The 13,303-nt window shown below is 50.1% G+C and carries 16 protein-coding genes and 1 pseudogene; all 17 read right to left on the bottom strand.

Annotation, left to right across the window (positions count from 1 at the left end):
• Positions 1-221: 221 nt before the first annotated feature.
• Complete coding sequence (locus tag A3EQ_RS0109870; protein WP_040369344.1) at positions 222-1,169, bottom strand: siderophore ABC transporter substrate-binding protein; 948 nt, start codon at positions 1,167-1,169, stop codon at positions 222-224.
• Positions 1,170-1,190: 21 nt separating this feature from the next.
• Positions 1,191-1,949, bottom strand: a complete 759-nt coding sequence (locus tag A3EQ_RS0109865) for an iron ABC transporter ATP-binding protein (RefSeq protein WP_020155011.1) — start codon at positions 1,947-1,949, stop codon at positions 1,191-1,193.
• On the bottom strand, positions 1,943-2,893 hold the full coding sequence (locus A3EQ_RS0109860) for an iron chelate uptake ABC transporter family permease subunit (protein ID WP_020155010.1): 951 nt from the start codon (positions 2,891-2,893) through the stop codon (positions 1,943-1,945). Before A3EQ_RS0109860 ends, A3EQ_RS0109865 begins: the two co-directional genes overlap by 7 nt.
• On the bottom strand, positions 2,880-3,836 hold the full coding sequence (locus tag A3EQ_RS0109855; protein ID WP_020155009.1) for an ABC transporter permease: 957 nt from the start codon (positions 3,834-3,836) through the stop codon (positions 2,880-2,882). The genes A3EQ_RS0109860 and A3EQ_RS0109855 overlap by 14 nt, the downstream gene beginning before the upstream one ends.
• 432 nt (positions 3,837-4,268) lie before the next feature.
• A pseudogene (locus A3EQ_RS22915) lies at positions 4,269-4,376 on the bottom strand (UPF0236 family transposase-like protein); the annotation flags it as partial.
• Positions 4,377-4,578: 202 nt separating this feature from the next.
• Positions 4,579-4,998 carry a hypothetical protein gene (locus tag A3EQ_RS22910; protein WP_244874573.1) on the bottom strand — a complete coding sequence of 140 codons (420 nt, stop codon included), beginning with the start codon at positions 4,996-4,998 and terminating at the stop codon, positions 4,579-4,581.
• A gap of 19 nt (positions 4,999-5,017) precedes the next feature.
• Entirely contained in the window at positions 5,018-5,161 is a 144-nt protein-coding gene (locus tag A3EQ_RS22490) for a hypothetical protein (protein ID WP_020155005.1), read from the bottom strand.
• A 418-nt stretch (positions 5,162-5,579) separates the two neighbouring features.
• Complete coding sequence (gene hag, locus A3EQ_RS0109830) at positions 5,580-6,416, bottom strand: flagellin Hag (RefSeq protein ID WP_020155004.1); 837 nt, start codon at positions 6,414-6,416, stop codon at positions 5,580-5,582.
• Positions 6,417-6,559: 143 nt separating this feature from the next.
• Positions 6,560-6,790, bottom strand: a complete 231-nt coding sequence (csrA, locus tag A3EQ_RS0109825) for a carbon storage regulator CsrA (protein ID WP_020155003.1) — start codon at positions 6,788-6,790, stop codon at positions 6,560-6,562.
• The gene (gene fliW, locus A3EQ_RS0109820) at positions 6,787-7,242 is read right to left on the bottom strand and encodes a flagellar assembly protein FliW (RefSeq protein ID WP_020155002.1); all 456 of its coding nucleotides are present in this window, start codon (positions 7,240-7,242) and stop codon (positions 6,787-6,789) included. Before fliW ends, csrA begins: the two co-directional genes overlap by 4 nt.
• Positions 7,243-7,254: 12 nt before the next feature.
• Entirely contained in the window at positions 7,255-7,827 is a 573-nt protein-coding gene (locus tag A3EQ_RS0109815; protein WP_020155001.1) for a DUF6470 family protein, read from the bottom strand.
• A 392-nt stretch (positions 7,828-8,219) separates the two neighbouring features.
• Positions 8,220-9,086, bottom strand: a complete 867-nt coding sequence (flgL, locus tag A3EQ_RS0109805) for a flagellar hook-associated protein FlgL (RefSeq protein WP_020154999.1) — start codon at positions 9,084-9,086, stop codon at positions 8,220-8,222.
• Between the two features lie 105 nt (positions 9,087-9,191).
• On the bottom strand, positions 9,192-10,760 hold the full coding sequence (flgK, locus tag A3EQ_RS0109800) for a flagellar hook-associated protein FlgK (RefSeq protein ID WP_020154998.1): 1,569 nt from the start codon (positions 10,758-10,760) through the stop codon (positions 9,192-9,194).
• A gap of 26 nt (positions 10,761-10,786) precedes the next feature.
• On the bottom strand, positions 10,787-11,266 hold the full coding sequence (locus A3EQ_RS20895; protein WP_020154997.1) for a flagellar protein FlgN: 480 nt from the start codon (positions 11,264-11,266) through the stop codon (positions 10,787-10,789).
• 32 nt (positions 11,267-11,298) lie between these two features.
• Entirely contained in the window at positions 11,299-11,562 is a 264-nt protein-coding gene (flgM, locus tag A3EQ_RS0109790) for a flagellar biosynthesis anti-sigma factor FlgM (RefSeq protein WP_020154996.1), read from the bottom strand.
• Positions 11,563-11,997: 435 nt separating this feature from the next.
• On the bottom strand, positions 11,998-12,414 hold the full coding sequence (locus A3EQ_RS0109780) for a TIGR03826 family flagellar region protein (RefSeq protein ID WP_026499880.1): 417 nt from the start codon (positions 12,412-12,414) through the stop codon (positions 11,998-12,000).
• Positions 12,415-12,563: 149 nt separating this feature from the next.
• Positions 12,564-13,286, bottom strand: a complete 723-nt coding sequence (locus A3EQ_RS0109775) for a ComF family protein (protein ID WP_020154993.1) — start codon at positions 13,284-13,286, stop codon at positions 12,564-12,566.
• Between the last annotated feature and the right edge of the window lie 17 nt (positions 13,287-13,303).

The following is a 13,303-nucleotide window of genomic DNA, read 5'->3' as shown; positions in this document are numbered from 1 at the left end:
TGGGCTGCTTTGTAAGCAAAAGCAGCCTGAATTTCCCTTCATGCAAGCCATGGGCAGGGCCGGCTTCCCCGGCCCGCGGTTCGCCCCTTGCCTTTCATTTTCCGGGCTTTTCTTCCGCGTCGGTTCGACAGAAAACGTTTCGTACGACAGCGAATCCTTAGTTTTCGGCGGTTTCATGCGTTCTCGCATCGCCGATCCGCCGCAAATGATTCTCACTAAGTTTACGGAAGGCTGTTTTCGACCTCCTCGATCATTTCCCGGACGGAGACTAACCCGCCGCCGGACAAGTACCAAAAGTTCGGATCCAAATATACGATATGGCCTTCCTGATAGGCTTTCGTCTTTTTCACCAATTCATTTTCCACCGTATCTTTCGCGTTCGTTTTTCCGCCGACCACGGCCGTCCGGTCGACGACGAACAAGTAATCCGGATTTTTTTCCAAAATGTATTCGAAGGAAACGCTTTGGCCGTGGGTGGATACTTCGATATTCGGGTCGACGGGCTTAAAGCCGAGGACATCGTGGATCAAACCGAAACGGGAACCCGGTCCGAACGCGCTCACTTTTCCTTCATTGGCCAAAAGGATCAACGCGTTTTTATTGGCCTCTTCCGCCTTCTTTTTCACCTGGGCGATTTTTTCTTCGATCTTGGCGATTTCATCATTGACAAACGCTTCTTTGTCGAAAATTTTTCCTAACGTTTGCACGTTTTCTTTAAAGGAATCGAGGTACCGGGACGTATCCAGGCCCATGTAGACGGTCGGACCAAGTTTTGTAAATTCTTCATACAAGTCGGACTGCCTGCCGGAGATAATGATCAGATCGGGATCGATTTCCGCAATCTTTTCGAAATCCGGCTCTTTTAAGCTGCCGACATTCACATATTTTTTATCCTTATATTTTTCCAGATAGGGGGGGATGTTGGCCTGGGGCACGCCGGTTACTTCGATGCCCATCAGATCCAGCGTATCCAACATGCCGAAGTCGAAGACAACGATCTTTTCCGGATTTTTTTCCACCTTCGTTTTTCCCAATGGATGGGTGATGGTTAACGTTTCCGATTTTTTCTCATCGCCTTGGGAAGAACTCTGATCCGCTTTCCCGCAGCCGGTGATCATGAATCCCAGGACGATAAGGAAAAGGAACGGAAAGAAACGGTATTTTTTCATCATGACCTGCCTCCCATTTTTTTACGTAAAATATAAACAAATCTTGCAGTTTTTATAGTTTTCGATGGAAATATCCATATCATATACTTCCCGCAGGATGTCGCGGTCGATCATCTCGTCCGCCGGCCCCTCCTTGACGATGACGCCGTTTTTCAGGGCGACGATGTAATCGGAATAGATGGAAGCGAAATTGATGTCATGGATGACAAGAATGACGGTTTTCCCCTGTTCATCCACCAGGCGGCGCAAGGTTTTCATGATTTGCACGGAATGTTTCATATCCAAATTGTTCAACGGTTCATCCAGCAGAATATAATCCGTATCCTGCGCGATAACCATGGCGATGAAGGCGCGCTGCCGCTGGCCGCCGCTCAAATTTTGCAAATATTCGTGTTGTATCTCTTCCAAATCCATATAGCGGATGGCCTGATCGACTTTTTTCCAATCCTCTTGCGTCAGCCGCCCTTGCGAGTAAGGGAAGCGGCCGAAGGAAACGAGTTCCCGGACGGTCAAGCGCAACTGAATGTGATTCGCCTGTTTCAAAATGGCAATTTTCTTGGCCAAATCCCGGGATTTTCGCTTGCTGATTTCCGTGCCGTCGATGTGGATTTCCCCTTCATCTTTTAAAATGAGGCGGCTGATCATCGACAGCAACGTGCTTTTTCCGGCGCCGTTCGGGCCGATGAAAGAGGTGATCTTCCCTTTCCGGATCCGGACGGAAACATCGCGAATGACCTTTTTCGAACCGAACCGTTTCGTTACATGCCGCACATCTACCATGACCGATTCTCCTTCAGCAAAAGATAGATGAAATAGATGCCGCCGATGAAATTGATGATAACGCTCAAAGTGGTGGAAAAGGCGAAAACGCGCTCGACGATCCATTGCCCGCCGACGAGGGCGATGATGCTGATGAGGATCGCCCCCAAGATTAATTCCCGATGACGATAGGTTTTTAAATATTCATAGGAGAGGTTTGCGACGAGCAGACCGAGAAAGGTGACGGGCCCGGCCAGGGCCGTGGAAATGCTCGTCAAAACCGCCACAATGACCATGAACCGTCTGGCCGCCACATCAAAATCGACGCCCAAATTGATCGCATGGTCGCGGCCCAAAGCCATGACATCCAAATATTTCAAATCCCGGACAGAGAAAAGGGCGGCCGCCGCAAACAGCGCAGAGGCGAGATAAAGCACGTCGATGTTAAGGTTGTTGAAGGAAGCGAACATCCGGTCTTGAACGATTTGGAATTCATTCGGATCGATCAGCACCTGCATGAAGGAAGAGAAGCTTTCGAAAAAGGTGCCGACGACGAACCCGATGAGCAATAAGAAATAAATATTTTGTTCCCTTTTAAAAAGGAAATGGTACATCAGGACGGAAAACAGAATCATGATGCCGGCATTGAGGAGAAACTGAATGTTCCGGTCCATCATCGTAAGCCGGGTCGAACCGAAAAGAAAGATGATGACCGTGTTCAATAACACGTACAAGTCATCCAATCCCATGATGCTCGGCGTCAAAATCCGGTTTTGGGTAATCGTTTGGAAAACGACGGTTGAAAAGGCGACGGCAGCACCCGTGAGGATGATGGCCGCGATCTTCATGGCCCGCCGCGGCAGGATGTAGGAAATATTCCCTGACAAACCGGAAAAGAGGAACAGGGCGATGAGGAGGACGGCCAAGAAAACCAACAGCCAGATTTTTCCTTTAAGCCGCTTCATTCCTTTTACTCCTTAACAGCAAATAGATGAAGATGCCGCTGCCGATCACGCCAACCGTCAAATGAATCGGAATTTCATAGGGATAGATGATTAATCTCCCCAGGATGTCGCAGGCCAATAGAAACACGGATCCGAATAACGCCGTTTCGGGCAGGCTTCGTTTCAAATGGTCGCCGCGGTAGATGGAAACCAAGTTCGGAACGATGAGGCCCAAAAACGGAATGACGCCGACGGTGATAATGACCGACGATGTAATGAAAGCGACGATCACCAATCCGAGACGGACAACGTTTTTGTAGTTTAAGCCAAGGTTTTTGGAAAAGTCTTCCCCCATGCCGGCGATCGTAAAACGGTTCGCATACAAATAGGCGAGCATGACCAGGGGCACGCTGATGAAAATCAGTTCGTATCTGCTTTTGATCACGTTGGAAAAATCGCCGATCAGCCAAGATGAAATATTTTGGATCAAATCATACCGGTAGGCAAAGAAGGTGGAGATGGAACTGACGATGTTCCCCAGCATCAGCCCGACGAGGGGGATGAAAACGGGATCTTTGAACTTGATATTGTCCACGATTTTCATGAACAAGTAGGTGCCCAAAAGGGCGAACAGAAAGGCGACCGCCATTTTTAAAAAAGGGCCGGATCGGGAAAAGACCAGCAAAGCGATCAAGATCCCCAATTTGGCAAAATCCATCGTTCCCGCCGTCGTCGGAGACACGAATTTGTTCCTGCTCAATTGCTGCATGATGAGGCCGGCGATGCTCAAGCCTGCGCCGGCGACGACAATGCTCAGCAGACGGGGAAGGCGGCTGATCAGCAAGATTTCCTTTTGTTCCCCCGACAAATGAAAGACATCCTTGATGCCGACATCCGACACGCCGATAAAAAGCGAGGCGGCGGACAAGATCAGCATCGAAAGGAGCAAAACGATTTTGTTCATAGGCTTCGTTCGCTTTCTTCCGGAAGAAATGTCGGCAAATAAAAATGAGAACCATTCTCATTTATAATGATAATGAGAATAATTCTCACTGTCAATCCGTTTTTTGAAAATGTTTGAGTCAAGCGTATGTGGGCATTTTTTTAACCCCGTGCCGGGAATATAAAACGGATACAAACGTTCAGGGTTCTCTCCTTGGTCAATATTCCGCGTTTTTAAAAACCGGACAGTGCTTTCAGCGCTTTATATGTGGGCGTATCTGCCTTGTTTTTTAAGATCGTGAGGTTGTCTCTTGTGACTTCTCCACCTTTTCAAGAAAATGTTTCGGCAGGTTCTTTTCTTCCTCGCTTTCTGTCCATCTTTCCACTCTTCCAAACAGCGTTATTCATGCCAATTGATCCAAATAGGCCACCATTCCGGTGAACATGGCACTTGCCCCTTTTCCACCCAGCTGCGACCATTTTTCAGCCTTTTGGCAAACACGCTCATCGTTCCTTTCGCGCTTCCCATCGGACGCATTCCGGTGGTGTCAATCCCTTGGTCTTCCAACGATTGAGTCAAGCGCATGTCGGCAATTTTTTACCGGCGCCTATGTCCGGCCGGTCGGCTCCCCGCAATTGATCATTTCCAGGGACATCCGCGAGTAAGACGGATGTCCGGGGAACCGACATTTCCGGCTGGCCATGGACCGGAAGGTCTATTGTTCAAATTACATGGTTTCGACCAACAAGGAAGTTTTATTGTTCTACATTTCAATATTCATGGATTCCCGGACCGGAATGTTCGATATTTTTCTATTCTTCATCTCCGGATCGTTCCACATCCAAAGCACAATGTTCGACATTTTTTGCCAAATGTTCAAGAATGGATCCTTTTTGTTCAACATCTGGAGGAATTCGTTCAACATTCCGTCCGCCTTTCCCGGCTGACTGTCCAACATTATAACCGGATCGTCCAACATCTGAGAAAAAACGTCCAACACCGCATGGGACTGTCCAACATTTTCAAAAAAATGTCCATCATTTGAAATTTTTTGTCCAACATGGAAAAAAATTTGTCCAACATCACAGAAAAAATGTCCATCATCCGGGAAAAAACGTCCATCATCGGGCAAAAAATGTCCATCATCCTTTCCCGTGTCCGACATCCGCTGCCGTTTGTCCAACATCGATGCCACTAACAGGTTAACAAAAAACAGAAAAGGTACAGTGAATATAATGATGCGGAGAAATCCGTTTTCTTTTCATGATGGTTGAAAAAATCCCCGCCATTTCCTTCCAAGCAATCTTTTCAATCGTTTGGATATCCGGATATTCTTGATACTCCATGGTTTTTGCTCCTTCAGTTGTCTTATTTATTCTGCCAAGTCAGCCCCTTTTTCATGAATTCTTCTTTACCCGACTCGCTTATGCAGGGTTCCCCCTTCATTGGATGAGCGTCTTCGATCGCACACCTACTTGAAAAGGGCGTCTTCGATCGCTCACCTATTGAAGGGCTAAATTTTGCCCACAAATATTTTACTCATACTTTGAAAATTTCCAATTTCCCTTCCATGAAAAAGCGGCCGTTGTTTCACGGCCGTCCCAGTCATTGGTATGATTCGGGAAAGCGGCTGCTCCCGCCCGGTCCCATCCGCAGATCTGCGCCTATGCCGGACCTGTAAATTCCCCCGCAGGCCGGCGTTACATCCGCAAGCAAAGAAAAAGAGACTCCGAAGAATTGACTTCGAAGTCTCTCGTTTGCCGATTAGCGCAACAATTGCAGGACGCCTTGGGGCAATTGGTTGGCTTGGGCCAGCATCGCTTGCGCGGCTTGGGTCAGGATGCTGTTCTTGGTGAATTCCATCATTTCTTTTGCCATATCCACGTCACGGATCCGGGATTCGGCAGCCGTCAAGTTTTCAGCGGCTGTGCCCAAATTATTGATGGTGTGTTCCAGACGGTTTTGCATGGCCCCGAGTTTCGCCCGTTCGGAAGAAACTGTGTCAATAGCGGTGTCAATGGTTGAGATCGCAGCATCAGCATCTGCTTGAGTATCAATTTTTAAGTTTTGAAGGCCGCTGGCGCCGCTCGTTTGCAAACCTAAAGCTTTGGCTTTCATGCTAGAAATATCCAAAGTCACACTTTGGGCGCTATTCGCTCCGATATGGAATACTATTCCGGTTCCTGAGCCGTTCAACAGATTTTTGGTGTTAAATTGGGTCGTATCGGCGATGCGGTCGATTTCTGCAATCAATTGGTCCACTTCTTTTTGCAGTTCCTTACGGTCGTTGTCGGTGTTCGTGTCGTTGGCGGCTTGCACGGCCAGTTCACGAATCCGTTGCAGGATCGCGTGGGTTTCATTCAAAGCGCCTTCCGCCGTTTGGATCAGGCTGATGCCGTCTTGGGCGTTTTTCGTCGCCATTTCCAGGCCGCGGATTTGCCCGCGCATTTTTTCAGAGATGGCGAGACCAGCGGCGTCGTCGCCGGCGCGGTTGATCCGGTAACCGGAAGAAAGTTTTTCAAGGTTTTTCGCCGTTTGGGTGTTGTTGAAAGAGAGTTGGCGATAGGTGTTCAACGCCGAAATGTTATGGTTGATTCTCATTACCGATTCCTCCTTGAATTTTTTTGTTCACATCCTTGTGAACGCTTTGGTAAACGGGTTTTGAGGTCGGCCGCCCTCGTAAACCGTTGCATCCTTTATATCGGAAAGCGAGGGAAAAGTTTTAATGGAAACAGACAAATTTTTTAATTTTTATAGGACTTTTTTACCAGGTCCAAAAGGCCTGGGGTAAGGCTGCCCGCCAGCCGGTTTTCCGCTTGAATCTGTTCGTAAATTTCACTCCGGTAGATCTCCAGCGATTTCGGCGCCTCGATGCCGATTTTTACCTGTTCCCCTTGGACGTCCAGGATAGTAATGCGGATGTTTTCCCCGATCTGGATCGATTGGCCGTTTTTTCTGGTTAATACGAGCATCATTTCACCCCTCCGCCGGCATCGGCACCCTTTTTCGGAAACAGCGGATGCTTGGTGGTATAGGGGACATTGTTCAAAACGACCTGTTTCGCCTTGCGGTTTTTCCGGTTGATGACGACGGGAGCCTGCAGGTTAGCGGTCGTGTTTTCGAAGGGATCATGGACCGTCAGGATCACGGAAACCTTTACGTCTTCCGGCCTTTCGATCCCCAGCTGTTCCGCCGCCGCATCTTCCAAATCAAACGCATAGTCTTTAAAAAAGAAGAAAGGATCGGTGATGACAAAGGCGAGTTCCGGCGTCGCGACCGATTGCATGATTTCAAAAAGCCCGTCGTCCGTAAACGGGAGAATCACAAACCTCGTTTCTTCCCAAAATCCGGGGATCCCGTTTTCAAAAGTGATCATATCCTTTTCATCAATGTCTATTTCGTCAAAGTATTTCGTTTTAATTTTCATGGGTTTCACCCTCTATACCTTTTCGTCGAACAGATGGACGAAATCAATTTTTAACGAAGGCCAGCGCTCCATATACACGCGGACCTCTCCCGGGATGTACGTATGAACGGGTTTTCGCGGCAGCGCCTCGATCACCGGCTTTTGCGGCACGGCACGGATATGCACCTTCGCCGGTTTATAATGGAATTTGACGCTGAAAAAGGAAGGCACCCAGCCGACATTGAACCGTTTTTCCTCCCCTTCGCTGTTTTCGACCGCCTGTCTGGCGATCGGATTTCCCCCGTTTTCGATCCGCATCAGTTCATCGCCCTGATCCCTTCTTCGGGCGATGTTTTTCAGCCATTCCTGATAGGCTTTCTCCACATACATTTCGTTCGTCCGCAAAATATTTTGCAAATTCCGGTCTTCCCAAGCCTGCGTTTGATCGATGACGAGTTTTCCCTTTTCCGTTTCGATTTCCAAGATGGCTTTCGGCTGCCGGATCGTAACGATCGCCTTCGGCTGTTCGATGGACTGGACCGGTTTTTCCCGCACCAGGCCGATCCTGGCCATCACGGATTCCATCCGGATTTGCGGAAGCCGCATCCCTTTCCCTCCCGTTCATTGTGTCACGGATCATGAAAAATGAAAAGCGGTCAATCGCATTCGCGAAATCCTTGAAAAAAATTTTGATGAATCTTGCGCAAGAGAAGGCCTTCCTTCTGGCAAGTCCGTGGGAACTTTTATTTTCTGAGCCTTCTCTTTTTTTGCCGATCATCCTGCGGCGGGAAAAAATTCAGTCAAACCAATCGCCCGCACTCCCATGCCCTTTTCAGCCGCCGCGCTTCCATTCGGTTCCCTCGACCGGCGGGATAAAAAGGGGGCCTTAAACCACGGCGCGGGGTTTATCAGGCACCTTTGACCACAAATATTTTGCCCCTGCAAGCAAAAAATCGGGACAGGCACATAAAGAAAAAAGCTATCCGCGATGGAATAGCTTAATTCAGGAAATCGACGAGGGTCGGCTGGATGATGCGGGCACCGACGGCAAGGGCCGCCCGATGGACGGATTCCTGGGTCGTCAGTTCCACGATCACCTTTTCCACGTCCACATCTTCGTTCGCGGACAAAACGTCCTTGGCGAAGACCTCCTGCTTCGACAAGCGATCCTTCATCAGCTCGACGCGGTTTTGCTTGGCGCCGATGTTGGCCCGCTCCGCCAGGAAACGGTCGATGACCGATTGGACCTCACCGATATAGTCGTCCAGCTGGTCGTCCGGAACCGCGGGATCGTTCAGATCATTGATCAGCCGTTGAAGGACGCCCGTGCCGGTGAACAGATCCCCGAAAAGGGCCTGCCCATCCGTGTTCACCTTCATCCGGATGCCGTTAAAGACTTCAATTTCAATATCCCCCGTCGCAAACGTCCCGTTCGGCCGCACATTTGTTTTCGATCCGTTAAAAATATATTTTCCGGCGATATCCGTGTCCCCGATCAGCAAGAGCTGCTCCTTCAGCTGCTCGATCTCTTTCCCGATGAAGCCCCTTTGATTTTCTTCATACGTCCCGTTGGCCGCCTGCACCGTCAGTTCCCGGATTCGCTGCAGCACCTGGACGGCCTCTTCCAGGGCGGCATCGGTCGTGTCCAACCAGTTGGTAACCTCGCCGATGTTTCTTTGATACTGCTCAATACGGTTCACATCCGTCCGGTAGCTCAAACCGAGCATCGCCACGACCGGGTCGTCGGACGGACGGGTAATTTTCTTCTGGGTCAGCAGCTGATTTTGCAGTTTTTCCAGTCGCTTATAGCTCGTCGACAGGTTCCGGATCATATTATGGGATAACATGGATTGGGTTACCCGCATCGCGTTCACCACCTTGATCCTCGAATTCTCTGAAAATCCTTATCGCCCCTTCCGGCGGGCGGCGATGTGCGCCCGCCGCCAGGACTGCCTTTTATTTTCCTTTCATCAGCGTCCCACGATGCCCATGCCGTTGATGATTTTATCGATCATTTCGTCAATGACCGTGATGATCCTTGCCGAAGCGTTATAGGCATGCTGGAACGTGATCATGTTCGTCATTTCCTCATCCAGGGAAACGGAGCTGATCGATTTCCGGTTGTAATCGACCGAATCGACCAAGACCTGGACGTTGTCCCGGTCTTTTATGGCGTTTTGGGCATCGACGCCCAATTTGCCGATGATGCCGGCATAATAGGAATCGATGGTTCCATTCATGTTGGGAGGCAGTTGGGCCTTCGTAATATAATCGCTAAAGTTCTTCGATTTGATGGCCGCAAGGAGGGCGGCGTTCCCGTTGTCCCCGGAATCGCCGGAATTCAGCCCGGCGGCGATTTTGCCCGTATCATCCAAGATCGTTTGGCTGACCCGGATCGTTCCCGCCGGATTGGCGCTGTCGAATACAAAGAAGTCCAGACCGGACGGGGCGGTTCCTCCCAAGCTGTATCCGGCCTGATGGACGGCATTGAATTCATTGGCGAAGGCCAAAGTGAAATTGTGCAGTTTTTGAATCATTTCCGGATAAATCCCTTTCACTTGGCCGCTGTCCTGATAGCCGAAGCTCTCGATCAAGGCCCCCAATTCCCCAAGGAAGGAGAAATCCGGCAAACTTTGCTCCCCGACCATGACCGTCTGCACGCTTCCCGACAGGGATTCGGACTGCCCGTTTTCATCCAGCACCTTGACCTCATTGACGGCGGTCCTGCCGGAAGCCGGGTCGGCGTGGATGAGATAAACCGGCGGCGCGTAGGAAGAACCGTCGTTTTTGACGAGTTCGATTTGATAGACCCCGACCGCCGAAGGATCGGCCTTTCCGTAATTTTTCGGAACGACGGTCTTCACTTTGATGTTGACCAAGGAAGAAAGCTGGTCAACGAGCAAATCCCGGCGGTCATACAGATCGTTGGGCAACTGGCCGCTCGGCTCGATGCTTGCGATCTGTTTGTTCAGCTGATCGATTTGGGAAAGGAGGGTATTGATTTCCTTCGTTTTGACGGAGATTTGATTTCCGATTTCATTTTTCATCCGGACCAAAGAATTGTAATAGTAGTTGATCGTTTCCGCGAGCATCTCCCCGGTGGAGGCAACGACTTCGCGGGCGCCGGTGTTCTCCGTATGGTTCGCCAAATCCTGCAGGGCCTTCCAGAACTTCTCCATCACCGAATGGAGGCCGCTTTCCGACGGCTCGTTCATGATCTCCTCAATTTTTCCCAAAGAATCCGCCAGCGTGGCGTAATAGCCGAGTTTATTGGATTCCAGGCGGTATTGGCGATCGAGGAAGGCGTCGCGGATCCTTTCGATTTTTCCCGCCGTTACCCCCGTCCCGATTTGCCCGGGGATCTCCGGCCGGTTGAGCCCGGTTCCCGGATAAGGATTCGTCGGGGTGAAACTTACCCGCTGCCTCGAATAACCGACGGTATTGGCATTGGCGATATTATGGGCGACGGTAAATAAAGCGGATTGCTGGGTCGAAATTCCCCTTTTTGCCGTCTCTAAACCGTGGAATGTGGGAATCATCTTCCTTTTCCTCCGTTCCTGATCATTTACACTTTCGTGTTGAGCAACGGTTTGCTTTGCCGTCTTTCGGGCGCCTTATGGTTCCCTCCCGGACCGTATCCGGATGCCGGTTCGCCCGGCTGGATGAGGCTTAACGAAAAGTGGATGAACTGCAAGGAATGATACAAAAGCTCCTGGTTCAATTCATTCGCTTCTTTCAATTTCTTCAAAATGTCGGTTAATTCCTCCGCCGTCTTTTGCAGCAAGTCCTTTTCATCCGCCTTTTGCAACAATTCCGACAGCGTCAGGGAACCGTTTCCTCCGGCCGTCTTTTCCATCTGTCCCGCCCGTTCCGATTCCAATCGTTGCAGCTCGGCCACATGGACTTGTTCCTGTTCGGTGATCCGGTTGAGGGTATCGATATCGTTCACTTTGATGGCTTCCGTTTTTTCCTTCGCCAGCTGGAAAAGTTTTTCATAGATCCTCGTTTGTTTGGCCAATATGTCGATGATCCCTTGCACGTCCATCCCCTTCACCTCCCGGGAAAATGTTGATCGGCTCAGCGATCGCCGAAATAATAACGAAAGATCGCCTTGGCCAGTTCCTTTTCATCGATCTTGTACGTCCCGCTCTCGATTTGGCTCCTGATTTCGGAAACCTTCTTTTTCCGGTCGGCGATCACCGAGGAGTGTTGCTGCAGCTTTATCGCTTCGCTGGAGATTTCCAGCCGGTCCTTCGTTTTTTTATGATTGGCCGATAAGGCCCTGGGATAAGGCTGTTTGTAAGGGTGAATTCCGGTCGGACCGAATGGATCGATTTTCATATCCAACCCTCTCTTTCATTTCCGCTCCGTTCATCTAGCATATATATCGTCATCATCATCCCAATGTTTAATGGTTCTTTTCTTCCGATTTCAACCGGCCCGCCCGCGGGCGAATCCTTCCCGGCCCGGAAGAAGGGGGTGCTGCAAGGGCCCGTTTTGGCAGGAAGGTCATCCTCCGTTTCGGATTTCCTCTGGCTGCGCCATGTGAATTCCCGTTCGGACTTCGCCGTCAGGATCCGAATGCCGCAGCGGAGGCCTGCCGGCGGGCTTTTTAAAACCGGGATTCTTTTGAAATCGAGGCCCGGCGGACAGGAATTTCCCGGGGCCCCGCAGGCCCCCCAAAAATAAAAGGCGGCTTCGGAATCGCTTTCAACCGGTCTTCCGCAAAACCGCCAATGATCTTTCGAAGGCCAGATCCCGCCGACGCCGTCCCCGTTATTTTTTCATGTTTTCCGGTCCCCTGTTAATATAGTAGGTGTTCAGATGCAGCTTTTCCTGCCGCTCCCGTTCCTTCTCAAAAACTTCCAAATCATTGCGCAGCTCGTTTATGCAATCCTCGCACAGGTTCCCTTTCCTGATCAATTTTCCGCAGCGGCTGCAAGGATAGGCCAGGTTGGGAAAATGGATGACCTGAATCCGCCCTTTCCGGATAAATTTGATGATGAGATCCTGGCTTACACCCGTGTTTTCAATGATATCCATCATCGTAGCCATCCGGTTTTTCCGGTCGCGAAGAAAATTGTTGACTTTTTGGAAGGCCTCTTCCTCTTCCAAAAAGCATTCCCGGCAAAGTTCCTGGCCGGCGTTTTGCACAAATAATTTGCCGCATTTCGGGCAATTCAACAGATTCATCTCCACTCCCCCGCAGACGAACATTTTTTCCGGATAAACGAAAGGAAATAATTTCACATTCCAAGTTCATGCGCATACTCTCTGGAAAATATTCCGTCCATTTCCATTATAAAAAAAAGAAAACAGGAATTGGAAAAAAATTTAACAATTTAACTTCTTGCCACGGTCAGGGAAAGGATTTTTTGGGCTCCGGCCTCTTTCAGCACCCGCGCCGCATGGCGCACGGTGGAGCCGGTCGTATAAACGTCATCGACCAGCAAAAGGGTTTTTCCCTTGACATCCCCGGATGCCGGATGGAGCTGAAAAACTCCGGCAAGAAGGATTCGGTCCGTTTTCGATTTCTTTGCCTGTTTTTCCGAATGGACCCGGGTCAGGGCATGCAGCGGCTCAAGGCCGGCTTCGGCGATCAGCGCTTCCGCCTGATTAAATCCCCGCTCGTAAAGCCTCTCTTCGCTCAACGGGATCGGAACGGCGGCATCGAAGGGAAGCCGTTTCATCGCGTTTTTCAGATCCCGGGAAAAGGCGCGGGCGATTTTATAATCCCCACGGTATTTGAACCGGTACAGAACCTCTTGGAGGAAGCCGTTGTATTCGTAAAGAGAAATATTTTTTTCCAGGACGCCGCGGAATTTTGCGCTTTTTTCCCAAAAATGGCAATCCCGGCACCGGTTCCCCCAGCGGTATTTTTCCCCGGCTTTATTTAACGGCCTGCTGCAGAGGGGGCAAAGGGGCCCCTCCGGTTTCACGAGTTTTTTCCGGCATTCCCGGCAAACTTCCTCCTCCGCTTCTCCGAGGAAAAAGGTGTTCCAACCGATATCCGGGACGAAGGGAGAACCGCACAACAAACAATCGCAGGACCGGAAGAAAGGCAAATCCCGATTCCTCCTTT

Origin of the sequence: Caldibacillus debilis DSM 16016, assembly GCF_000383875.1 — a bacterium.
In the GTDB taxonomy this organism is placed as follows: domain Bacteria; phylum Bacillota; class Bacilli; order Bacillales; family Caldibacillaceae; genus Caldibacillus; species Caldibacillus debilis.
The sequence above is the reverse complement of the archived record's forward strand: the minus strand, read 5'-3'. Positions and strand labels throughout refer to the sequence as shown.